23 protein-coding genes are annotated in these 22,676 nt (G+C 71.8%); 12 read left to right on the top strand and 11 right to left on the bottom strand.

Features of this window, described 5'->3' with window-relative positions; translation table 11 throughout:
- The first annotated feature begins 14 nt into the window (after window positions 1-14).
- Window positions 15-425 (top strand): Fur family transcriptional regulator, encoded by a 411-nt coding sequence (locus CCN44_RS00985; RefSeq protein ID WP_059249449.1) that lies wholly within the window; start codon window positions 15-17, stop codon window positions 423-425.
- A gap of 108 nt (window positions 426-533) precedes the next feature.
- Here CCN44_RS00985 and CCN44_RS00980 read toward each other — a convergent pair whose 3' ends face one another.
- From CCN44_RS00980 to CCN44_RS00955, 6 genes are all read right to left on the bottom strand, one after another.
- Window positions 534-1,367: an isoprenyl transferase gene (locus CCN44_RS00980; protein WP_059249451.1), complete on the bottom strand. Its 834-nt coding sequence runs from the start codon at window positions 1,365-1,367 to the stop codon at window positions 534-536.
- Between the two features lie 29 nt (window positions 1,368-1,396).
- A complete protein-coding gene (gene recO, locus CCN44_RS00975) occupies window positions 1,397-2,143 on the bottom strand; it encodes a DNA repair protein RecO (RefSeq protein ID WP_059249453.1) in 747 nt (248 codons plus the stop codon).
- A gap of 4 nt (window positions 2,144-2,147) precedes the next feature.
- On the bottom strand, window positions 2,148-3,485 hold the full coding sequence (locus CCN44_RS00970; RefSeq protein ID WP_107502036.1) for a caspase family protein: 1,338 nt from the start codon (window positions 3,483-3,485) through the stop codon (window positions 2,148-2,150).
- Entirely contained in the window at window positions 3,472-3,879 is a 408-nt protein-coding gene (locus CCN44_RS00965) for an effector-associated constant component EACC1 (protein WP_143649566.1), read from the bottom strand. Before CCN44_RS00965 ends, CCN44_RS00970 begins: the two co-directional genes overlap by 14 nt.
- A gap of 111 nt (window positions 3,880-3,990) precedes the next feature.
- The gene (locus tag CCN44_RS00960; protein ID WP_059249458.1) at window positions 3,991-4,206 is read right to left on the bottom strand and encodes a hypothetical protein; all 216 of its coding nucleotides are present in this window, start codon (window positions 4,204-4,206) and stop codon (window positions 3,991-3,993) included.
- Window positions 4,203-4,403: a hypothetical protein gene (locus CCN44_RS00955; RefSeq protein WP_059249460.1), complete on the bottom strand. Its 201-nt coding sequence runs from the start codon at window positions 4,401-4,403 to the stop codon at window positions 4,203-4,205. The genes CCN44_RS00960 and CCN44_RS00955 overlap by 4 nt, the downstream gene beginning before the upstream one ends.
- A 115-nt stretch (window positions 4,404-4,518) precedes the next feature.
- Here CCN44_RS00955 and CCN44_RS00950 point away from each other — a divergent pair, with 115 nt between their 5' ends.
- The 7 genes from CCN44_RS00950 (at window position 4,519) to CCN44_RS00920 (ending at window position 12,332) form a co-directional block, all read left to right on the top strand.
- Window positions 4,519-5,352, top strand: a complete 834-nt coding sequence (locus CCN44_RS00950; protein ID WP_086696607.1) for a helix-turn-helix domain-containing protein — start codon at window positions 4,519-4,521, stop codon at window positions 5,350-5,352.
- Window positions 5,334-5,615, top strand: coding sequence for a DUF397 domain-containing protein (locus tag CCN44_RS00945; RefSeq protein ID WP_086696599.1), 282 nt, complete (start codon window positions 5,334-5,336; stop codon window positions 5,613-5,615). Before CCN44_RS00950 ends, CCN44_RS00945 begins: the two co-directional genes overlap by 19 nt.
- Window positions 5,616-5,800: 185 nt before the next feature.
- Window positions 5,801-7,447 (top strand): ABC transporter substrate-binding protein, encoded by a 1,647-nt coding sequence (locus tag CCN44_RS00940; protein WP_059249462.1) that lies wholly within the window; start codon window positions 5,801-5,803, stop codon window positions 7,445-7,447.
- A gap of 4 nt (window positions 7,448-7,451) precedes the next feature.
- On the top strand, window positions 7,452-8,408 hold the full coding sequence (locus CCN44_RS00935) for an ABC transporter permease (protein WP_059249463.1): 957 nt from the start codon (window positions 7,452-7,454) through the stop codon (window positions 8,406-8,408).
- Window positions 8,408-10,384, top strand: a complete 1,977-nt coding sequence (locus tag CCN44_RS00930; RefSeq protein ID WP_086696598.1) for a dipeptide/oligopeptide/nickel ABC transporter permease/ATP-binding protein — start codon at window positions 8,408-8,410, stop codon at window positions 10,382-10,384. The genes CCN44_RS00935 and CCN44_RS00930 overlap by 1 nt, the downstream gene beginning before the upstream one ends.
- Window positions 10,381-11,385 carry an oligopeptide/dipeptide ABC transporter ATP-binding protein gene (locus CCN44_RS00925; protein WP_059249465.1) on the top strand — a complete coding sequence of 335 codons (1,005 nt, stop codon included), beginning with the start codon at window positions 10,381-10,383 and terminating at the stop codon, window positions 11,383-11,385. The genes CCN44_RS00930 and CCN44_RS00925 overlap by 4 nt, the downstream gene beginning before the upstream one ends.
- Entirely contained in the window at window positions 11,385-12,332 is a 948-nt protein-coding gene (locus CCN44_RS00920; RefSeq protein WP_059249466.1) for a dihydrodipicolinate synthase family protein, read from the top strand. Before CCN44_RS00925 ends, CCN44_RS00920 begins: the two co-directional genes overlap by 1 nt.
- Window positions 12,333-12,348: 16 nt before the next feature.
- On the opposite strand, the gene CCN44_RS00915 is transcribed toward CCN44_RS00920, so the two are convergent.
- The 4 genes from CCN44_RS00915 to leuA all read right to left on the bottom strand — a co-directional run bounded on the left by CCN44_RS00915 (window position 12,349) and on the right by leuA (window position 17,220).
- Complete coding sequence (locus tag CCN44_RS00915) at window positions 12,349-13,281, bottom strand: RNA polymerase sigma-70 factor (protein ID WP_086696597.1); 933 nt, start codon at window positions 13,279-13,281, stop codon at window positions 12,349-12,351.
- A 106-nt stretch (window positions 13,282-13,387) separates the two neighbouring features.
- Window positions 13,388-14,578: a sialidase family protein gene (locus CCN44_RS00910; protein WP_086696596.1), complete on the bottom strand. Its 1,191-nt coding sequence runs from the start codon at window positions 14,576-14,578 to the stop codon at window positions 13,388-13,390.
- A 50-nt stretch (window positions 14,579-14,628) separates the two neighbouring features.
- On the bottom strand, window positions 14,629-15,324 hold the full coding sequence (locus tag CCN44_RS00905) for a tellurite resistance TerB family protein (protein WP_059249469.1): 696 nt from the start codon (window positions 15,322-15,324) through the stop codon (window positions 14,629-14,631).
- A gap of 174 nt (window positions 15,325-15,498) precedes the next feature.
- The gene (gene leuA, locus CCN44_RS00900; RefSeq protein WP_059249470.1) at window positions 15,499-17,220 is read right to left on the bottom strand and encodes a 2-isopropylmalate synthase; all 1,722 of its coding nucleotides are present in this window, start codon (window positions 17,218-17,220) and stop codon (window positions 15,499-15,501) included.
- 340 nt (window positions 17,221-17,560) lie between these two features.
- Here leuA and CCN44_RS00890 point away from each other — a divergent pair, with 340 nt between their 5' ends.
- The 3 genes from CCN44_RS00890 to CCN44_RS00880 are packed head-to-tail and all read left to right on the top strand — an operon-like array spanning window position 17,561 to window position 20,307.
- Window positions 17,561-18,631 (top strand): M4 family metallopeptidase, encoded by a 1,071-nt coding sequence (locus CCN44_RS00890; protein WP_059254974.1) that lies wholly within the window; start codon window positions 17,561-17,563, stop codon window positions 18,629-18,631.
- Window positions 18,632-18,663: 32 nt separating this feature from the next.
- Entirely contained in the window at window positions 18,664-18,930 is a 267-nt protein-coding gene (locus CCN44_RS00885) for a protealysin inhibitor emfourin (RefSeq protein WP_059249471.1), read from the top strand.
- A gap of 57 nt (window positions 18,931-18,987) precedes the next feature.
- A complete protein-coding gene (locus tag CCN44_RS00880) occupies window positions 18,988-20,307 on the top strand; it encodes a GH1 family beta-glucosidase (protein ID WP_086696595.1) in 1,320 nt (439 codons plus the stop codon).
- A gap of 9 nt (window positions 20,308-20,316) precedes the next feature.
- On the opposite strand, the gene era is transcribed toward CCN44_RS00880, so the two are convergent.
- Window positions 20,317-21,270, bottom strand: coding sequence for a GTPase Era (era, locus tag CCN44_RS00875; protein WP_059254976.1), 954 nt, complete (start codon window positions 21,268-21,270; stop codon window positions 20,317-20,319).
- 175 nt (window positions 21,271-21,445) lie between these two features.
- Here era and CCN44_RS00870 point away from each other — a divergent pair.
- Window positions 21,446-22,676, top strand: a 1,231-nt coding sequence (locus tag CCN44_RS00870) for an ammonium transporter (RefSeq protein WP_086696593.1), incomplete at its 3' end; no start/stop codon positions are given.

The raw sequence follows: 22,676 nt of genomic DNA, 5'->3' as shown, positions 1-22,676 counted from the left end.
TGAGGAGGCAACCGGTGACGACCGCTGGACCGCCCGTGAAGGGCCGCGCGACCCGGCAGCGTGCAGCCGTGGCGGCGGCCCTGGACGAGGTCGACGAGTTCCGCAGCGCGCAGGAACTGCACGACATGCTCAAGCACAAGGGCGACTCGGTCGGGCTCACCACCGTCTACCGCACGCTCCAGTCCCTCGCCGAGGCCGGCGAGGTCGACGTGCTGCGCACGTCCGAGGGCGAGTCCGTGTACCGCCGCTGCTCGACCGGCGAACACCACCACCACCTGGTCTGCCGCGCGTGCGGCAAGGCCGTGGAGGTGGAGGGGCCGGCCGTGGAGAAGTGGGCGGAGGCGATCGCGGCGGAGCACGGGTATGTGAACGTGGCGCACACCGTGGAGATCTTCGGTACGTGTGCGGAGTGCGCCGCGGGTTGAGCCGTCTTTCGGCTGCGGGTGCGTGGGGCTGATCGCGCCCCCGCGGCGGAGCGCACATCGATACAGCCCCGCGCCCCGTTCAGGGGCGCGGTTCGCATCCGGCGTCTATCAGTCCTGCTTGCCCTCCATGGCCAGCAGTTCCTCGTTCGGGATGGCGCCGCCGAAGCGGCGGTCCCGGCTGGCGAACTCCACGCAGGCCCGCCACAGGTCGCGGCGGTCGAAGTCGGGCCACAGGACGTCCTGGAAGACCATCTCGGCGTACGCGCTCTGCCACAGCAGGTAGTTGGAGGTGCGCTGCTCACCGCTCGGGCGCAGGAACAGGTCGACGTCCGGCATGTCCGGGTAGTACAGGTACTTCTGGACGGTCTTCTCGGAGACCTTCGACGGGTCGAGCCGGCCCGCCTTCACCTCCTCGGCGATCCGCTGCGCCGCGTCGGCGATCTCCGCACGGCCGCCGTAGTTCATGCAGAAGTAGAGGGTGAGCAGGTCGTTGCCCTTGGTCTGCTCCTGGGCGACCTGTAGCTCCTTGGCGACCGACTTCCACAGCTTGGGCATCCGGCCCACCCAGCGCACCCGGATCCCGAGTTCGTCCAGCTGGTCCCTCGTCTTCCGGATGAAGTCCCGGTTGAAGTTCATCAGGAAGCGGACCTCGTCGGGCGACCGCTTCCAGTTCTCGGTGGAGAAGGCGTACAGGGAGATGTTGCGCACACCGATCTCGATCGAGCCCTGGAGCACGTCCAGCACCCGCTCGGCGCCGACCTTGTGCCCCTCGGTGCGCGGCAGCCCGCGCTCCTTGGCCCACCGCCCGTTGCCGTCCATGACGATCGCGACGTGGTTCGGGACCAGCTCACCCGGAAGCTTGGGCGCGCGGGCACCGGAGGGGTGCGGCTCCGGCGCCTTGTACTCGCGCCGCTGGCGCCCCAGGATCCCGCGTACGACCATGTGCTTCTCGTCTCCTCGACCGTGCGTGCTTACTTCTCTACGTAGCGCAGGGAGCGCAGCCCCCGCTCCAGATGCCAGTGCAGGTAGGCGGACACCAGCCCGCTGCCCTCGCGGACGTACCGCGCCTCGCACGCGTCCGCCGTCTCCCAGTCTCCCGTAAGCAGCGCACCCAGCAGTACCAGGGTCTGCGGGGACGGTACGACGCTGCCGGGCACCCGGCAGTCGACGCAGACGGTGCCGCCGGAGGCCACGGAGAAGAACCGGTTCGGGCCGGGCATCCCGCACTTGGCGCAGTCGCTGAAGCTGGGCGCGTAGCCGTTGACGGCGAGGGAGCGCAGCAGGAAGGCGTCCAGCACCAGGTGCGGCGCGTGCTCGCCCCGGGCGAGCGTCCGCAGCGCCCCCACGAGCAGCAGGTACTGCTGCACGGCCGGCTCGCCCTCGTGGTCGGTGAACCGCTCGGCGGTCTCCAGCATGGCCGTGCCGGCGGTGTACCGCGCGTAGTCGGTGACGATCCCGCCACCGTACGGTGCGATGGTCTCGCTCTGCGTGCACAGCGGCAGCCCGCGCCCGACCAGCTCGCTCCCGCGCGCGAAGAACTGCACGTCGACATGGGAGAAGGGCTCCAGCCGGGCCCCGAACTTCGACTTGGTGCGCCGCACTCCGCGCGCCACGGCCCGCACCCGCCCGTGACCGCGCGTGAGCAGCGTGATGATCCGGTCCGCCTCGCCCAGCTTCTGGGTGCGCAGCACGATGCCGTCGTCGCGGAACAGACTCATGGCTTCATTCTCGCGCATGCCGGAGGGGCCGGCCGAACCACTCGGGGCGGCGCAGGCGCAACTCGGCCATGGCGGGGAGGAAGGCGAGCAGCGCCTTCTGCACCGGCTCCGGGTGGTACTCCCGGAACTCCAGGGTGCGGTGCCCCAGCGTGACCCGGGTGATCATGAGGAGGCTCGTGTCCATCAGCACGGTCTGATCGGTGGCCGCGCCCGAGTGGACCTCCTCGGTCGCGGTGTCCAGGGACACCTCGTTCACCCTGGAGTAGGGGATTCTCATCCTGGTCCCGGCAGAGGACGAGTGCAGACACAGGTGGGTGTCCGTGAAGACCACCTCCCCCGTCCTGGCATAGCGCGACTTGAGGTACCCGATCAGGCGCTCCTCGCCGGAGACCTGGCACCTCCGCTTCAGCCAGGCCCCCTTCAGCCCTTCGGTACCGCCCTCGGGCACGAGCGCGAGGTGCTGACGCATCAGGAGCAGGCGCAGGGCGTCGACGAACTCCTCGGGGGCGGCGGGGAGGGTGCTCCGGGGCGGTACGACGTGCGGGGTGACGTGGGCACGGTTGCGGACCCAGGACTCGTCCGGGTCGACGTTGTGCGCGACGTACTGAGACTCAGGCCGGTCCGGGTCCGGGATCCGCCCCCGGATCCGTTCCTGGAACCGCTCCTCGACCCGCTGCGCGAAGCGGTGGACGGCCAGCGCCGGGCCGGCTCCGGGGACGCCGTTCTCCAGGACGTCGATCAGCGCACCGGTGAAGTAGGGGTAGCCGTGGGGCGGGGTGAACGAACGCTGCGTGCGGGACGCGGACGTCATCAGCCAGCTGCCGGAGCGGCCGTGCCCGTCACCCGGCTCGCTCACCAGCCGGGCCAGTTCCGCCCGCTCCAGGACGGCGCCGGAGCCGCCCATCGCGATGGCGAGGCCGCTGTAGCAGCAGTCGAGCAACGTGATCCGCCGGCGCGCGCGACCCGCCGCCCGTCGGGCCACCCGGAGCACCTCCGGGTACGGCAGCGTCCCGATCGCCAGATGGTCGTCGTCGGCGTCGGCCAGCGCCAGATACAGCTGATCGCCGCCGGGCTCCCGAAGCCCGTGCCCCGCGAAGTACACGAGAAGCGTGTCGTCCGTCGCCTCCCCCGCGTCCCGCACCGCCGCGAGGACGTCGTCGGCGGAGGCCCGCCCGGGGAGCACGGTGACATGCCGGCGCGGCAGCCCCCAGACCGTGGGATCACACAGCAGATCGCCCAGTCTGGCGACACCGGCCGCGACACCGGGCAGCGGAGCGAGCCGCCGGTAGTCGGGCACGCCGAGGAGCACGGCGCGGCTCCGCCCGGGGTCAGGAAGGAGCACGGCCGGGCGTCTCCTCGTCCCCCGCCGGCGCGAGCCCCAGCGCCCGCGCCACCCGGACGGCGTCCTCCGGCGTCTCCTCGTTGATGATGTAGCGGTTCCCGCCGTACTCCACCACCAGCCGCGCGGACTGCCGTTCCCGCCGGGCCAGCGAGCCGCGGAACGTACCGAACAACCCGATCAGGCCCGTCAGGAACGCCCCGGAGTCGACGGCGAGGTTGATCCAGTCCACCTGGCCCGCCGACATCCCGCCGTCACCGGGCGGGACACGCACCCGCCGTACGACCGCGGCCCGGCCCAGCCTGCGGTCCTCGGTGATCCAGTCCGCGAAGGACTCCGTCCACCCGTCGACGTCACCGGACGACTGCGTCCGCACCACCCTGACGCGCAACTCCACGCGTGCCCCCCTTGCCGCCCCGGCCCCTTGTCCAGGAGCCGGCCCCGGCTCAATGTAAGGCGCGCCCGCCGCCATGTCCTGATATCCGGCGGGATGACGTAAGGACACCGGTCAGAGCAGCTCACCCCGACTACGGGCATTGGCGTACGCGGTCGCCGCGCTCAGCCGCTCGGCGGGGGTGGCCGTGCGCAGCTCCGCCGGCTCGGCGTCCCACTCCCGCCCGCCGCCGTACGGTCTCAACTGCACGTACGGCCCCTCGTGCCCCATCACGATGCCGACCTTGCCGGTACGGGTGTCCATCACATGACTGCCGACGGCGGGCTTCACCGTGCCACCCCCGCCAACGCCGCCGCGAGCCGACGCGCAGTCTCCACGGAACACCGCCCCAATTCCACCAGCGGGCAGGGCACGTCCCGCGCCAGACTCACCGGGTCGAGCCCCAGTGACGGCAGAATGACCCCGGCCTTTTCGAGAGCCGACCGCAATTCCTTCAACGCCTCCTCCGCGTCTTCGACAACCTTCACTGTGCTCCCCTTCCCTTACGGATTTCACGCTTCGCACATCAAGCGTGACGCTCCGCTTCTACACTCGGAAGGAGTCTGCGCCCTACAAGTGCACGGCAGATCAAGGGGGTTGGCCATGGCCAACGGTTCACGGCAGGCGGTCTGGGAGTTCTTCGGTGCGGAACTCAAACGCCGCCGGGAGGACGCGGGACTCACCCAGGTGGAGCTGGGGGCGCGGGTCTTCGTCTCCGGTGCGTACATCGGACAGTTCGAGCAGGCGATTCGAAAACCACAGCTGGATATCGCGAAACGGATCGACGAGGTCCTACAAACCGACGGCATTTTCGAGCGCCTGTGCCGAAAGCTGATCGACGACCGGCGGTACGCGGAGTACTTCGCGGAGGTCGTGGAGCTGGAGCGGGTGGCGACGAAGATCTGCGAGTTCGCGCCGACCGCGGTGCCGGGTCTGTTGCAGACGAGGGCGTACGCCGAGGCGGTCACCGTCGCGGCCAACCCGTTCGTCACGGACGAGTACGTCGAGGAGATCGTCACGGCCCGGCTGGAGCGAGCACGCATCCTCAAGGACGCGACGAGGCCCGAGTATTGGGTGGTCCTCCACGAGAACGTACTGCGCATCCCGGTGGGCGGGCCCGAGGCGATGGCCGAGCAACTGGAGCAGATCGCGGGGCTGATGCGCGAGCGCGCGGTGTGGGTGACGGTGGTCCCGTATGCAACCGGGGCCCATGCGGCGATGATCGGATCCCTGAAGCTGATGGACTTCGATGACGCGCCGCCGGTCGCCTATACAGAGACGTCGTTTTCGGGGACGTTGATGGACGATCCGGCTGTGGTGAAGCGTGCAGCGCGCGCATACGATCTGCTCAGGGTCGCCGCGCTGTCGCCGGAGGCGTCCCTCGCCCTAGTCGAGTCGGCGGCTGAGGATCACAGACGATGCACCAGTACGACCTGAGCAACGCCAACTGGTTCAAGAGCAGTTACAGCAACGGCGAAGGCGGCGACTGCGTCGAGGTCGGCTACGACTTCCCCGGCGCCGCCTGGCGCAAGAGCACCTACAGCGGCGGCAGCGGCGGGGAGGCCTGCGTCGAGGTCGCCGACGGAGTCCCCGGTGTCGTGCCCGTCCGGGACAGCAAGGTGGCCAGTGGTCCGGTGCTGGTGATCGGGGCGGCGGCCTGGACGGAGTTCGTCGGCGCCGTGGGGACCGCCCGTTTCTGAGCCGCCGGCGCGCACGAGCCCCCGACTGGTCCAACCTTTGGCGGCTACGCCATTCGCGTGCGCTGTCTTGACCGCCCCCACAGCCCCTCCTATCGTCGCGCTACCGAACGGACGTAGGACGTAGGACGTCGTACCTCACGCCCTGCCTCCCCCTGTCGCCTCCCCCATCCCCCGTTGGAGGACCCGTGCGCGACGACGTGAGCCCCGACGACACGAGCCCCCACGCACCCCGCCGCCGCTCCTTCCTCAAACGCGTCGGCGCCCTCGGCGCCGCAGCCGTCGGCCTGCCCCCCGCGCTCGCCGCCTGTTCCGCCGGGCCCGAGTCCACGAACGACACCGGGGACGGCGGGAGCGGCAAGGACCGCACGCTGACCGCTGTGATCGGGTACGGCAACGACGGCAGCTGGGACCCGACCCAGACCGCGTCGGCGTTCGCGATGGCCGCCAACCACCACATCTACGAGGGGCTGCTGGACACCGATCCGATCACCCGGGTGCCGTACCCGGCGCTGGCCACCGCGCTCCCCGGCGATCCGAGCGCCACGACCTGGCGGTTCACGCTCCGGTCCGGTGCGACCTTCCACGACGGCAGGCCCGTCACCGCCGACGACGTCGCCTTCGTCTTCGACCGGATCCTCGACCCGAAGACGCAGACGCTCGCGAAGGGGTTCTTCGCCCCCTGGCTGGACTCGGTCCGGACGGTCGACGCGCGGACCGTCGAACTCAGACTGAAGTTCCCCTTCCCGGACGGGCTCGCCCGGCTCACCCTCGCCAAGGTCATGCCCCAGCACGTGTTCTCCCGGCCCGGGGCCTGGGACGACGCGGTCAAGGGGCTGGCCGTGGGCTCGGGGCCGTACCGGCAGACCGCGCACCACCCGAAGTCGAACACCACCTTCGAAGCGTTCGCCGCCTACAACGGGCCCCGCAAGCCCGCGTTCCGCACGATGAACTGGCTGACAATCGTGGACGCCTCGTCCCGCGTCGCGAGGATCTCCGGGACGGACGCGGGTGCGCAGATCGCCGACAACATCCCCTACGCCAACATTCCCCGGCTGGAGCGGGGCGGGCTGAAGGTCGCCGGGGGTGCCGGGATGAACAACCTCTTCCTGATGTTCAACACCCGGCACAAGCCCTTCGACGACGTCCGGGTGCGGCAGGCGCTGCGCTACGCCATCGACAGCGAGAGGATGGTGCGGGTCGCGCTGAAGGGGCACGGCAGGCCCGCTTCCTCGTTCCTCAACGAGGGCAACCCGAGCCACCGGCGGGCCAGGACCGTCTACGGCTACGACCCCGCCAGGGCGAAGGCGCTGCTGAAGGCCGCCGGGGTGACGGATCTCCGCGTCGACATCCTGGCCGTGAACGTCAGCTGGATCGTGGACTGCCTGCCGACCATCAAGGCGTCGTGGGACGCGATCGGGGTGCGGACCACGCTGGCGCCGCAGGAGACCACGGCCGTGTTCACCAAGCTGGACCAGAAGCAGGACTACCAGGTGGTGGCGGCGGCCTCGAACCCCAATCAGTTCGGGCTCGACGCCGACCTGATCATGCACTACAACTACGGGCCCGGGAACCTGTGGATGCAGTACACCCGGTGGGCCGACGACCCCGTCGCCAAGCAGCTCTTCACGGACATGGACCGGGCCACCCGGGAGCCGGATCCCGAGAAGAAGAAGGCGATGGTCCAGGACTACATCGACGTCGTCGCCGAGCAGGCCGTGCTCTACCCGGTCGTCCACAACGAGCTGATGACCGCCTGGGACGCCCGCAGGCTCGGCGGGATAAGGGCCCAGCCGTACCCGGGCGTCAATCTCCTCCAGGCCAAGTGGGTCTGACGGCATGACGGCCGTCGTCCGCATCCTGCTCCGCCGTGTCGCCCTGCTCGTGCCGCTGCTCCTCGGCATCGTGCTGTTCGTCTTCCTGGTGATGCGGTTTTCGGACGTCGACCCCGCGTCCGCGTTCTTCCAGGGCGCCAATCCGACCCCGCAGCAGCTGCACGACTTCCGGGAGCGCAACGGACTGCTGGACCCGCTGCCGGTGCGCTACGTCCACTTCGTCGGCGACCTGCTCCACGGCGACCTCGGCACCAGCGTCCTCACCCGGGCCCCGGTGGCCGACCAGGTCACCACCGCGCTGCCGCTCACCCTCCAGCTGACCTTCCTCGGGCTCACCCTCGCGGTCGTCCTGGCGCTGGCCGGCGGGGTCACGGCCGCCGTCTACCGGGACCGGCTGCCGGACCAGGCCATCCGGGTGGTGTCGCTGGTGGGGGTGGCCGCGCCGGGGTTCTGGCTGGCGCTGCTGATGATCCAGTACCTGGCCGTGGACCGGGGCTGGTTCCCGACCGGCGGCTACATCAACCCGGCCGACTCGGTCACCGGCTGGCTGCGGACCATGGCCCTGCCCGCCCTCGCCCTGTCCCTGCCGGTCGCCGCCCAGCTGACCCGGATCGTCCGCACGTCCGTGGTGGAGGAGCTGGACAAGGACTATGTGCGGACCGCCGTCGGGAGCGGGCTGCCGCCGCGCGTCGTCGTCGGCCGGAACGTGCTCCGCAACGCGCTCGTCAATCCGCTCACCGTGCTCGGGCTGCGGGTCGGCTATCTCCTCGGCGGTGCCGTCGTCATCGAGACGATCTTCTCGCTGCCCGGCATGGGCAAGCTGATGATCGACGCCGTGCAGAACGGTGACCCGGCGGTGGTGCAGGGGGTCGTACTGACCACCGCCACCGGGTTCGTCGTCGTCAACCTCGTCATCGACCTTCTGTATCTGCTGGTCAACCCACGTCTGAGGGCGGGCTGATGATCACGCGCGCGAGCCTTGCCGAGCGGTTCACCCGGCCCGGCGTCCGGCTGCGCGGCCGGCGCCGGCTGCCACTGCCGTCGAAGGTCGCCGTCTGCTTCCTGGCCGTCGTCGCCCTGGTCGCCGTACTCGCTCCCGTCCTCGCCCCGCACGATCCCCTCGACCAGCAGGACCCGGCCGGCGGGACCGGGGCGCCCTCGGCCGGGCACTGGCTCGGGCAGGACAGCCTCGGCCGGGACGTCCTGAGCCGGCTGATGTACGGCGCCCGCTGGTCCCTCGCCATCGGGCTGGGCGCGACCGCGCTGGCGCTGGTGGCCGGGGCCGTCGTCGGGGCGGTCGCCGCGACCTCCCGCAAGGCCGTCGACGAGACGCTGATGCGCTGCCTGGACGTGGTGATGGCGTTCCCCGGCATCGCGCTCGCCGCTGTGCTGGTGGCCGTGTTCGGGGGCGGGATCGGGGTGCTGATCTGCGCCATCGCCTTTCTGTTCACCCCGCCGGTGGCCCGGGTGGTACGGGCCAACGTGCTGGACCAGTACGGCGAGGACTACGTCACCGCCGAGCGGGTCATCGGCGCCCGCACCCCGCACATCGTGCTGCGGCACGTGGCCGTCAACTGTGCCGCGCCGGTCCTGGTGTTCTGCACGGTCCAGGTCGCCGAGGCGATCGTCTTCGAGGCCTCGCTGTCCTTCATCGGCGCGGGCGTCCGGCCCCCGGACCCGTCCTGGGGCAGTGTCATCGCCGACGGCAAGAACATGGTGCTGACCGGCGGCTGGTGGGCGACCGTCTTCCCGGGGCTGCTGATCCTGCTCACCGTGCTGTCGCTGAACATCCTCTCCGAGGGCGTGTCCGACGCCTGGGCCGCGCCCGCGCCGAGGGAGGTACGGGCGCCGGCGGACCGCCTTCAGGCCCCGGAACCGGGCAGTGGGCAGGTGCTGCCGCTGCCCGGGCTGGCCGAGGCCGCGCGGCGGCTGCGGTCCCGGGCCCGGCCGCTGCCCGACCGGAGCGGGCAGCCGGTCCTCGCCGTGGAGAACCTCGCCATCGGCTTCCCCGGCCGGCACCGGGGCGTCGACATCGTGGCCGGGGTCAGCTTCGAGGTGTACCCCGGTGAGGTGCTGGGGCTGGTCGGCGAGTCGGGGTGCGGCAAGTCGCTGACCGCGCTCACCGTCATGGGGCTGACGCCGAAGGGGGCCCGGGTCGGCGGGCAGGTGCGGTTCCGGCAGCGGGACCTGCTGGCCGAGCCGATGCGGGCCCGGCGGCGGCTGCTCGGCCACGAGATGGCCATGGTCTACCAGGACGCCCTGTCCTCCCTGAACCCGGCCATGACCATCCGCGCCCAGCTGAAGCAGCTCGTCCGGCGCGGTGGCCGCCGCAGCCCCGGGGAGTTGCTCTCGCTGGTCGGGCTCGATCCGGAACGCACCCTGCGCAGCTATCCGCACGAGCTGTCCGGCGGGCAGCGCCAGCGGGTGCTCATCGCCATGGCCCTCTCCCGGGACCCGAAGCTGATCGTCGCCGACGAGCCGACCACCGCCCTGGACGTCACCGTGCAGGCCCAGATCATGGAGCTGCTGCTGCGGCTGCGCGCGGAGCTGGGTTTCGCGCTGATCCTGGTCTCGCACGATCTGGCGCTGGTCGCCGACGTCACCGACCGGGTCGTGGTGATGTACGGCGGGCAGATCGTGGAGACCGGGGTGACCGCCGAGCTGGTCGCGGCGCCGGCCCACCACTACACGCGCGGGCTGCTCGGCAGCGTGCTCTCGCTGGAGTCGGCCGCGCAGCGGATGACGCAGATCAAGGGGGTCGTCCCGGCCCCGGCCGACTTCCCGGCGGGCTGCCGGTTCGCCGACCGCTGCCCGCTCGCCACCGAGGTGTGCCACACGACCGCGCCGGTCCTCGCGGGCACCCCCGCGCACACGACCGCCTGCCACCACCCGGCGGCGGAGCCGACATCGGCGCAGAGCGAGGAGGCCCGGCAGTGACGGCTGTGGTGGAGGTGCGGGACGCGCACGTCGTGCACAAGGCGCGCAGCGGCGGCCTGTTCCGGCGGGACCGGGTGTACGCCCTGACCGGCGCCGCTCTGGCCGTGGCGCCCGGGGAGACGGTCGGGGTGGTCGGCGAGTCGGGGTGCGGGAAGTCGACGCTGGCGAAGGTGCTGGTGGGCATCGAGCGGCCGGTGTCCGGGACGGTGTCGTTCCGGGGCCGGGACCTGTGGGCGATGCCGGCCGCCGAGCGCCGGGCCACGGTCGGCGCGGGCACCGGCATGATCTTCCAGGACCCGTCGACCGCGCTGAACCGCCGGCTGACCGTCCGCCGCGTCCTGCGCGACCCGCTGGACGTGCACCGGCGCGGCACCCGGGCCGAACGGGAGGAGCGGGTGCGGGAGCTGATGGCGCTGGTGGGGCTGCCCCCGGCGCTGGCCGACGCCCTGCCCGGGCAGTTGTCGGGCGGGCAGCGGCAGCGCGTCGCCATCGCCCGGGCGCTCGCCCTCGACCCCGCACTGGTCGTCGCCGACGAGCCGACCAGCGCCCTGGACGTCTCGGTCCGCGCGCAGATCCTGAACCTGCTGCTCGACCTGAAGGAACGCCTCGGCCTGGCCCTGGTGTTCGTCTCGCACGACATCCAGACGGTACGGCGGATGAGCGACCGGGTGATCACCATGTACCTGGGCCGGATCGTGGAGGAGGCCCCGGCCGACCGGGTCACCGATGCCGCCCGGCACCCGTACACCCGCGCCCTGTTCTCGGCGACACCCGGCCTGCTGGACCCCGTCGAACCGATCCCGCTGACCGGGCCGGTGCCCTCGGCGACCCGCCCGCCCAGCGGCTGCCCGTTCCGCACCCGCTGCTGGAAGGCGGACGAGGTGTGCGCCACGTCGATGCCGGACTTCTCGGCCGCGTCACGGCCGGGGCACCGGTACCGGTGCCACCATCCTGTGGAGGAGGACCAGCCGACCCGAGACCTAGCGCGCCAGGAGCCTTGATGACCTTTCCCACCCCGCTCACCGGTGTCGTCCCGCCCGTCTGCACGCCCCTGACACCGGAGCGCGAGGTGGACGTGCCCTCGCTGCTGCGGCTGGTCGACTTCCTGACCGAAGCCGGGGTGCACGGGCTGTTCCTGCTCGGCTCCACCTCGGAGGCGGCCTTCCTGACGGACGCGCAGCGCAGCCAGGTGGTGGCGGCGGTCGCCGGGCACGTGGGCGACCGGCTGCCCGTCCTCGCGGGCGCGATCGACATGACGACCCCGCGGGTGCTGGACCATGTCGCGGCGGTCACCGCGGCGGGCGCGCAGGCCGTCGTCGTCACCGCGCCCTTCTACGCCCGCACCCATCCTTCCGAGATCGTCCACCACTACCGCCGGATCGCCGCCGCCAGCCCGGTCCCGGTGATCGCCTACGACATCCCCGCCGCCGTGCACAGCAAGCTCCCCGCCGACCTGGTGCTGGGGCTCGCCGGGGACGGGGTGCTGGCCGGGATCAAGGACTCCAGCGGGGACCTGGCGGCCTTCCGGGAGGTCGTCGCGGGCGCCCGGGCCCACCCCGGGTTCAGCGTGCTGACCGGCTCCGAGGTGATCACGGACGCGGCGCTGGCGCTGGGCGCCGACGGGGCCGTGCCGGGCCTGGCCAACGTCGACCCGCACGGATACGTGCGCCTCTACCGGCTGTGCCGGGCGGGCGATCTGGAGGGCGCGCGGGCCGAACAGGAACGGCTGTGCGCGCTGTTCGGGATGGTGGGCGTCGGGGATCCCGCGCGGATGGGCGGCAGCTCGTCGGCGCTGGGCGCGTTCAAGGCGGCGCTGCACCTGCGCGGGATCATCGACTGCCCGGTGACCGCCGAGCCGCAGGTCCCGCTGTCCGGCGCGGAGGTCGAGCAGGTCGGCAAGTTCCTGGCGGCGGCCGGGCTGCTGGGCCCGGGCCCGCACGGGCGCTGAGGGCGGCGTGGGGCGGTCACCGGTCGAGGCGGGCCGCCCGGCGGGCCTCCTGGAGTTCGCGGTGGACCGCCCAGACGTCCCCGACCGGGCCCACGTGCCCGAGCTTGTCGGGGTTGGCCACCATCCGGATCGCCTGGATCCGCCCGTCGAGCACATCGAGCGCCAGGACCTGGAGCACCTTGCCGTCCCGGTCGTGGAGGATCGCGCCCGGCTGGCCGTTGACCTCGCGCGGCTCGAACGTCACGTCGACCAGGGCCAGTCCGGGGAAGACGGCGGCGAGCAGCCGCGCCACGTTGTCGGCGCCCGTGACGGAACGGGCCAGCTGCGGTGTCTTGCCGCCGCCGTCGCCGGCCATCGACGCGTCGGCGGCGAGCAGATCCTGCAACCCGAGCACGTCGCCTTCGCGGAGGGCGTCGAAGAACCGCGCCGCCAGCTCGTCCCGCTCGCTGCGGTCGGCCTCGAAGCGGGGCCGGCCCTCGGTCATGTGGCGGCGGGCCCGCACCGCCAGCTGGCGGCAGGCCGCCTCGGAGCGCCCGACCGCCGAGGCGATCTCGGGGAAGCCGAAGTCGAAGACCTCGCGCAGTACGAAGACCGCCCGCTCCAGCGGGCTGAGCCGTTCGAGCAGCAGCAGGGCCGCCATCGACACCGAGTCGGCCAGCTCCGCCGCCCGCTCGGGGTCCTCGTAGGGGTCGGCGAGCAGCGGCTCCGGGAACCACGGTCCGACGTACGCCTCCCGCCGCACCCGGGCCGAGCGCAGGACGTCGATGGAGAGCCGGGTCACCGTGGCCGAGAGGAAGGCCTTCACCGACCGGGGTTCGGTGGGTGAGTCCGCGTAGCGCAGCCAGGTCTCCTGAACGGCGTCCTCGGCCTCGCTGACGCTGCCGAGGATCCGGTAGGCGATCGAGAACAACAGGGGCCGCAGCTCCTGGAACTCCTCGGTCCTGCTCATACGGCTGTCCCCCCTGTACCGAAGCGTAGGAGGCTCATCATGCCCTCCTTGATCGAGGAACACATCCACCCCCGTACGACGGGACGGCTGCCCCGGCCTGTGACACCTAGGGCAGCCGCACTCGGCGGAACTCCAGGGACTCGTAGGGGCCTTGGGTGCCGGTCTCGTACAGGACGCCGAGGGTGCCGTCGGCGAGCTGGACCAGGTCGGAGTAGGCGGCCGGGCGGTCGGAGAGGGTGTGCGGCCCGGTGAAGGTGCGGCCGGCGTCCGTGCTGGTCCACAGGGCGAGGGCGCGGCGGGCGGTGGGCACGGAGGGCCCGGAGAACAGCAGGGGCGCGCCGGGGCCGCGGGGCTGGAGGACGCTGCCCTGGACCACGGGGACGGCGTTCAGGTCCGGCTGGACGGCGAAGGGGCGCTCCAGGGTCCGGCCGCCGTCGGCGGAGTAGGCGCCGAGGCGGTTGCCGGGGGCGGTGCCGTGCTGGTCGCGGGCGCTGAGGTAGACGCGGCCGTCGGGGAGCTGGGCGGCGCTGGTCTCGTTGGCGTTGGTCACGCCGTCGTAGCCGGCGTCGACGAACCCCAGGTGCCAGGTGCCGCCGCCGTCGTCGCTGTAGAGGGCGTGGCCGCCGTAGTACTTGGCCTCCCGGCCGGTGTCGGAGGAGCCGGGGGGCGGGGCGGCGGAGTGGTTGGCGGGGATCAGCAGGCGGCCGGGGTGCGGGCCCCGGGTGAGGGCGACCGCGTGGCCGGGGCCGGTGGCGTACCAGCGCCAGCCCGGCCGGGTCACCTCGGCGGTGATGTCGCGCGGGGCCGTGAAGCGCCGGCCGTCGTCCCGGCTGCGCTGCACGAACACCCGGCGGCCCCGGTCCGGGGCGACCTCGCCGCGCATGATCTGGTCCTCCGTCACGTTCCCGGCGTTGGCGCAGGTCACCAGGACGATCGCGCCGGTGCGCGGGTCGACCACGGGTGCCGGGTTGCCCCGGGTGTGCCCCTGTCCGGCGGCCACCACGGTCAGCGGGCCCCAGGTGCAGCCGCCGTCGGTGGAGCGGCGCAGGACGACGTCGATGTCCCCGCTGTCACCGGGCCCGTCGCGCCGGCCCTCGGCGAAGGCGAGGACGGTGCCGTGCCGGCTCTCGACCACGGCGGGGATGCGGTAGACGGCGTAGCCGTCCCGCCCGGAGACGTACGGCACGGAGGTGTCGCAGCCGCCGGGCGCGGCGTGCGCGGGCTGCCGGGCGGTGAGCGCGGTGAGCAGGGTGAGCAGGGCCAGGCCGGCGAGGAGGGAGCGGCTGCGCGGGGTCACGCCCTGATGGTCCCCGCACCGGCCGGGTCGCTCGTACTCCGTCCGGGTGGTCAGGACGGGGTGCGGGCCGCGGCCAGCAGGCGGGTCACGTCGTCGGAGCAGATGGTGAGGGCCGCGCCGACGGTGGCGAGGGCGTCGCGTTCGGCGGGCGTGTAGGGGCCGTCGGCGAGGGCGATGCGGGCGGCCTGGAGGAGCAGGGACTCGCGGCCGGCCGGGGCGAGGTGCGGGGCGAGCGGGTCCAGGGCCTCGTGCAGCTCTATCGTCAGTCCGGCCGCGCAGGGCTGCTCGAAGTAGCGGCCGGTGTCGGCGGCGAGGGCCTCGACCAGGGCGGCCAGCTGGTCCTCGGTGCAGTCGGCGAAGCCGGCCGCGCGGACGGCGGCGGCGGCCGTCTCCAGGGCCGTACGGGAGCCGGTGCCGCCCGCGGCGAGCACGGCGAGGGCGACGGTGTGCACGGCGTCGCGGAGCATCGCGGAGAAGCGGCGGGTGGTGGGGTGGTCCAGCACCTCGGGGCCGAAGTGGTGCGCGCAGGCCGCGCACTCCACCACCGGTCCGGCCGTCCCGCGCGGCAGCACGGGGACACCGAGCAGGGTGAGCCGGCGCCGTCCGGTGAGCCGCTGGTAGTTGCGGTCGCCGCCGCACCCGGGGCAGAAGAACTCGCCGTCCCCGACGGGTGTCCATGCGGTGCGCGTACCCAGGATGCGCGCAGCCCTGGTGGCACGGCCGTCTCGTCCCCGTACTGGCAGCACGTCGCACCTCCGTAACCGCGCGGCAACATCGCCGCGCAGCCGTGATGTTAGCCACATCACCGAGGCGGAGTCAGTACCCCGTAAGAGACCTTTCCGTGACCTGCGGGCGCCGATGGCCGGAAACCCACCGGTGGGACAGCGCCCCGAAGGGCGCTGTCCCACCGGAGCGAGCCGTCAGCGGGCCGCGCGGTTGACGGCCGAGACGACCGCCTTCAGCGACGCACGCGTCGTGTTGGCGTCGATGCCGATCCCCCACAGGACCTTGCCGTCGATCGCGCACTCGATGTAGGAGGCGGCCTGCGCGGAGGCGCCCTCGCTCATCGTGTGCTCCTGGTAGTCCAGCAGGCGTACGTCGATCCCGATGGACTGCAGGGCGTCGAAGAAGGCCGAGATCGGACCGTTGCCGGAGCCGGACAGGACCCGGTCCTCGCCGTCGACCGTGGCCTCGACGGTCAGGGTGTCCACGCCGTCGGTGTCGGTGGTCGACTGGCCGGTCCTGACCTGGATGCGGCCCCACGGGTTGTCGGGGTTCGGCAGGTACTCGTCCTGGAAGACCGCCCAGATCTCCTTCGGCGTGATCTCGCCGCCCTCGGCGTCGGTCTTCGCCTGGATGATCTTGGAGAACTCGATCTGCATCCGGCGCGGCAGGTCCAGCTTGTGGTCGTTCTTCAGAACGTAGGAGATGCCGCCCTTGCCGGACTGCGAGTTGACGCGGATGACCGCCTCGTAGGAGCGGCCGACGTCCTTGGGGTCGATCGGCAGGTACGGCACCGCCCACTCGATGTCGTCGACGGTGACGCCCTTGGCCTTGGCGTCGGCCTCCATGGCGTCGAAGCCCTTCTTGATGGCGTCCTGGTGGGAGCCGGAGAAGGACGTGTAGACCAGGTCGCCCACGTACGGGTGGCGCGGGTGGACCTCCATCTGGTTGCAGTACTCCCACGTACGACGGATCTCGTCGATGTCGGAGAAGTCGATCTGCGGGTCGACGCCCTGGGAGAACAGGTTCATGCCCAGGGTGACCAGGTCGACGTTGCCGGTGCGCTCGCCCTGCCCGAACAGGCAGCCCTCGACGCGGTCGGCGCCGGCCATCAGCGCCAGCTCGGCGGCGGCGACGGCCGTACCGCGGTCGTTGTGCGGGTGGACGGACAGGCAGACGTACGCGCGGCGGGAGAGGTTGCGGTGCATCCACTCGAAGCGGTCCGCGTGCGTGGACGGCGTCGAACGCTCCACGGTGGCGGGCAGGTTGAGGATGATCTCGCGGTCCGGGCCGGGCTGCCAGACGTCCATGACCGCCTCGCAGACCTCCAGCGCGAAGTCCAGCTCGGTGTCGGTGAAGATCTCCGGCGAGTACTGGTAGCCGAACTCGGTCTCCGGGCCCAGCAGCTTCTCGGCGTACTCCATCACCAGACGGGTGCCGTCGACGGCGATCTGCTTGATGTCGTCCTTGGAGCCGCGGAAGACCACCCGGCGGAAGACCGGGGCGGTGGCGTTGTACAGGTGGACGGTGGCGCGGCGGGCGCCCTTGAGGGACTCCACGGTCCGCTCGATCAGGTCCTCGCGGGCCTGGGTCAGGACGGAGATCGTCACGTCCTCGGGGATCGCGCCCTCTTCCTCGATGATCGAGCGCACGAAGTCGAAGTCGGTCTGGCCGGAGGCGGGGAAGCCGACCTCGATCTCCTTGTAGCCCATCTTGACCAGCTGGTCGAACATGCGCCGCTTGCGCTCGGGCGACATGGGGTCGATCAGGGCCTGGTTGCCGTCGCGCAGGTCGGTGGAGAGCCAGCGGGGGGCGGTGGTGATCCGCTTGTCCGGCCAGGTGCGGTCCGGGATGTCGACCTGCTCGTAGCGGCCGTACTTGTGGATCGGCATGGGGCTGGGCTGCTGGCGGTTCGCCATGATGCGTGGGCTCCTCAGGATGTCCGGAGATCCGAGTGGGCGGCCGACGACGCAACGCCAAGCTCCGCGGGGAGGGAGTCGGCCTCGACTACAGGCCCTCGCCGCGGCAGCTAAGGAGAAGCAGCCAGAAACGCATGATGCTGCGCAGCCTAGCCGAGCCGTTCCGGGCACGCGGGCCTGTCCCAGTATGCGGGACCGCACGGCAAAACGGGACAAAAAGTGCGCTGCACCACAGCGCCGTACCACAACGTCACGGACCGTGGCGTTCCGTGTCCCGGTATTTCACCAATCATGGTGGCTGCTAGTGACAGTCACATCACGGAGTGCGATGGTGCGGAACATGACGACCAACGGGGGCTTCCAGCCCGTCTTCTGCACGATCGTGCCGCCGCACGTCCTCGACAAGCTCGCCCGCAACGAGGACCCCGCGCTCTCCGGCCCGGCCCGCCGGTCCCTGGAGCACGACGCCTTCCAGCGCACCAAGCGCCGCCTGACCACGGTGATCGGTGCGACCGCCGTCGCCCCGCCCGCCGGTGCCGCCGCCGACCAGCCGCACCGGACCATCTACGACGCCGAGCACACCCAGGACCTGCCCGGCACCAAGGTCCGCGAGGAGGGCTCCGAGCCCGGCTCCGACGCCACCGTCAACCGCGCCTACGCGGGCCTCGGCGCCACCTTCGACCTGTACCTGAAGGTGTACGGCCGGCACTCCATCGACGACAACGGGATGCCGCTCGACGCCACCGTGCACTTCGGCGAGAACTACGACAACGCCTTCTGGAACGGCGAGCAGATGGTGTTCGGCGACGGCGACAACGAGGTGTTCCTCGACTTCACCATCCCGGTCGACGTCATCGGGCACGAGCTGACCCACGGCGTCACCCAGCACACCGCGAACCTGGAGTACTACGGCCAGTCCGGCGCGCTCAACGAGTCGCTCTCCGACGTCTTCGGCTCGCTGATCAAGCAGTACACGCTGGGCCAGACCGCCGCCGAGGCCGACTGGCTGATCGGCGCGGGCCTGCTCGCCCCGCGCGTCACGGGGGTGGCCCTGCGCTCGATGAAGGCCCCGGGCACGGCGTACGACGACGACGTCCTCGGCAAGGACCCGCAGCCCGCGACCATGGAGGACTACGTCCGCACCGGCCGCGACAACGGCGGTGTGCACATCAACTCCGGCATCCCCAACCACGCCTTCTACCTGGCCGCCACCGCCCTCGGCGGCTACGCCTGGGAGAAGGCCGGGCAGATCTGGTACGACGTGCTCACCGGCGGCGAGCTGAAGGAGGACGCCCTGTTCGCCGACTTCGCCACGCTGACGGTGAAGGCGACCCGGGAGCGGTACGGCGCCGGGGACGAACTGCGGGCCGTGCAGAAGGCGTGGGAACAGGTCGGGGTGCGGACGCTGTAGTTCCGCTCGGTTTCGTACTACACATCAGACCCATGCGGATTCGAGTGCGACGCACGGGCGGTTTCGCGGGCATCGAGCGCCGGGCCGAGGTGGACACCTCGGGCCGGCCCGACGCCCAGGAGTGGCAGGCCCTGGCCGAACGCGTGCTGGCGTCCGGCCGGGGCACGCCTCCGGCCGGGGTGCCGGACGGCTTCGGTTACGAGATCACGGTGGACGGCCGCACGGTGTACGCGGCCGACCCCCGACTCACCGAGGAACAACGGGAGTTGATCTCGCGGGTGCTGAAGGAAGGCGCGTGACGGCCGGTTCGCGCCGGGGCGTTGACTTCCGTTACCGGGGGTACGGATGATCCGGCCATGGCGACTGACGCAGGCACTGCGATCCCCCGGTTCCCGCCCGGCTTCCTGTGGGGCGTGTCGACCTCGGCCCATCAGATCGAGGGCGCGGCCGAGAAGCGGGAGCCGTCTGTGTGGGACGTGTTCACGGCCGCGCCGGGGCGGGTGAAGGACGGCTCGACGGCGGCCGTGGCCTGCGACCACTACCACCGCTACCGGGAGGACGTGGCCCTCCTCGCCGGCCTCGGCGTGGACGCGTACCGCTTCTCGGTCTCCTGGCCCCGGGTGAACTCCCCCGGCGGCCTGGACTTCTACGACCGGCTGGTGGACGAGCTGTGCGCGGCGGGCGTGCGGCCGGTCCCGACCCTGTTCCACTGGGACCTTCCGGCGGACCGGGACTGGCTGGAGCGGGACACGGCGGCCCGGTTCGCCGACCATGTGACGGTGGTGGCGGACCGGCTCGGTGACCGGGTGGGCACGTGGATCACCCTCAACGAGCCCGCCGAGCACACCCTGCTCGGCCACGCGCTCGGCACCCACGCCCCCGGCCGCCGGCTGCTCTTCGACGCCCTCCCGGTCGCCCACCACCAGCTCCTCGCCCACGGTCTGGCCGTACGGGCGCTGCGCGCGGCCGGCGCGGACGGCATCGGCATCGCCAACTCCCACGGCCCGACCTGGCCCGCGTCCCGGGACCAGGCGGACCTGGAGGCGGCCGGCTTCTACGACGTCCTGCTCAACCGCCTGTTCGCCGACCCGGTCGTCCTGGGCGCGTACCCCGAGGGCATGGGCGACCTGATGCCGGGGGACGTCGAGTCCGACCTCAAGGTGATCGCCGAGCCGGTCGACTGGTACGGCGTGAACTACTACGCCCCGACGCGGGTGGGCGCCCCGCAGGGCACCGCGGGCGAGTTCGGCGGAGTGCCGCTGCCGGCGGAACTGCCGTTCTCCGTGCGGGAGATCGAGGGACGCCCGGTGACCGACTTCGGCTGGCCGGTCGTCCCGGAGGGCCTGACGGAGCTGCTCACCGGCTTCCGCGACCGCTACGGCGACCGGCTCCCGCCCGTGGTCATCACCGAGAACGGCTGCTCGTACGACGGCGTCGACGACCAGGACCGGATCGCCTACCTGGACGCCCACGTCCGGGCCCTGCACCGGGCGATCGAGGCCGGAGTCGACGTGCGCGGCTACTTCGTGTGGTCCCTCATGGACAACTTCGAGTGGGCCGAGGGCTACGCCCGCCGGTTCGGGCTGGTGCACGTGGACTTCGAGACGCTGGAGCGCACCCCCAAGGCCTCCTACCACTGGTTCCGCGACCTGCTGCGGACCCAGCGCCCCGCCTAGGACGGGACGTCAGAAACCGAGCTTGCGGAGCTGCTTGGGGTCCCGCTGCCAGTCCTTGGCCACCTTGACGTGCAGGTCCAGGAAGACCGGGGTGCCGAGGAGGGCCTCGATGTGCTTGCGGGACTTGATGCCGACCTCCTTCAGGCGCTTGCCCTTGGGGCCGATGATGATGCCCTTCTGGCTGGGGCGCTCGATGTAGACGTTGGCGTGGATGTCGAGCAGCGGCCGGTCGGCGGGGCGGTCCTCGCGCGGGAGCATCTCCTCCACGACCACCGCGATGGAGTGCGGCAGCTCGTCCCGCACCCCCTCCAGCGCGGCCTCACGGATCAGCTCGGCCACCATCACCTGCTCGGGCTCGTCCGTCAGGTCGCCCTCGGGGTAGAGCGCCGGGCCCTCCGGCAGCAGCGGGACCAGCAGGTCGGCGAGCAGCTCGACCTGCTTGGCGCCGACCGCCGACACCGGCACGATCTCCGCCCACTCGATGCCCAGCTCCTTGCCCAGCTGGTCGACGGCGATCAGCTGCTCGGCCAGCGCCTTGGAGTCCACCAGGTCGGTCTTGGTGACGACCGCGACCTTCGGGGTCTTCTTGATCCCCGCCAGCTCCTTGGCGATGAACCGGTCGCCCGGGCCGATCTTCTGGTCCGCCGGCAGGCAGAAGCCGATCACGTCGACCTCGGCCCAGGTGGTGCGGACGACGTCGTTGAGGCGCTCGCCGAGCAGCGTGCGCGGCTTGTGCAGTCCGGGGGTGTCGACCAGGATCAGCTGGGCGTCGGGCCGGTGCACGATGCCCCGTACCGTGTGCCGGGTCGTCTGCGGACGGTTGGAGGTGATCGCCACCTTCTGCCCGACCAGAGCGTTCGTGAGGGTGGACTTGCCCGCGTTGGGACGGCCGACGAAGCAGGCGAAGCCGGCGCGGTGGACGGCCTCGGCCGGCTGCTCGGAAGTCTGGGTACGAACGCTCATGCCGCCCATTCTCCCTGATCCACAGAGCCGCGCCGCACCACCGGCCCCCGGCACCCCCGGCGGTGAGCCTCCGGAAACCCGCACGCAACGAAACGTCACGGAAACACACCCGTACGCGACCGGAAACGCACACCGGTGACCCTCTGACGCAGCCCGCACACCGTTGGAGACGCCCGTGACCCTCGCCGCCGCTGCCGTGAACACCGGCGACACCGCCTGGCTGCTCGCCGCGACCGCCCTCGTCCTGCTGATGACCCCCGGCCTGGCCCTGTTCTACGGCGGCATGGTCCGCACGAAGAGCGTCCTCAACATGCTGATGATGAGCTTCGTGTCGATCGCCCTGGTCACGGTGGTCTGGCTGGCGGCCGGCTACTCCCTCGCCTTCGGCGACGACATCGGCGGCGGCCTGCTCGGCGGCCTGGAGCACGCGGGGATGCGCGGGCTCGGCCCGGACAGCGTGCACGGCACGGTCCCCACCGTCCTGTTCGCCACCTTCCAGCTGACCTTCGCGATCATCACGGCCGCGCTGATCAGCGGCGCGGTCGCCGACCGGACGAAATTCTCGGCCTGGCTGGTCTTCGTACCGCTGTGGACGCTCCTCGTATACGTCCCGGTGACGCACTGGGTGTGGGGGCCGGGCGGCTGGATCCTGGACCGGCTCGGCGCGCTGGACTTCGCGGGCGGTCTGCCCGTCGAGGTCACCTCCGGCGCCTCCGGTCTCGCGCTGTGCCTGGTCCTCGGTCCCCGCCTGGGCTTCAAGAAGGACGCGATGCGTCCGCACAACCTGCCCATGGTCATGCTCGGCGCCGGTCTGCTCTGGTTCGGCTGGTTCGGTTTCAACGCCGGCTCCGCGCTGGGCGCGAACGGTCTCGCCGCCGCCGCGTTCCTCAACACGCTCGCCGCCGGCTGCACCGGCCTGCTCGGCTGGCTGTTTGTCGAGCAGCGGCGGGACGGCCACCCGACCACCCTGGGCGGGGCCTCCGGCGCGGTGGCCGGCCTGGTCGCCATCACCCCGTCCTGCGGCACGGTGTCCCTGCTCGGCGCCCTGGTCGTGGGCCTGGCCGCCGGTGTGGTGTGCAGTTACGCCGTCAGCTGGAAGTTCAAGCTGAACTACGACGACTCCCTGGACGTCGTCGGCGTCCACCTGGTGGGCGGCATCATCGGCACCCTGCTGATCGGGCTGTTCGCCGACAGGGCGATGACCGGCGGCACGGAGGGCCTGTTCCACGGCGGCGGGCTCGCCCCGCTCGGCAAGCAGCTGCTCGCCGTGGTCGTCGTCGCCGGGTACGCCTTCTCCGTGACGTACGGCCTCGGCAAGCTGCTCGACACGGTGCTGGGCCTGCGCGCGAGCGAGGAGCAGGAGCACACCGGGCTGGACCTTACGGTGCACGCCGAGACCGCATACG

The sequence above is a fragment of the Streptomyces tricolor genome (genome assembly GCF_002155905.1).
In the GTDB taxonomy this organism is placed as follows: Bacteria; Actinomycetota; Actinomycetes; order Streptomycetales; family Streptomycetaceae; genus Streptomyces; species Streptomyces tricolor.
The sequence above is the reverse complement of the archived record's forward strand: the minus strand, read 5'-3'. Positions and strand labels throughout refer to the sequence as shown.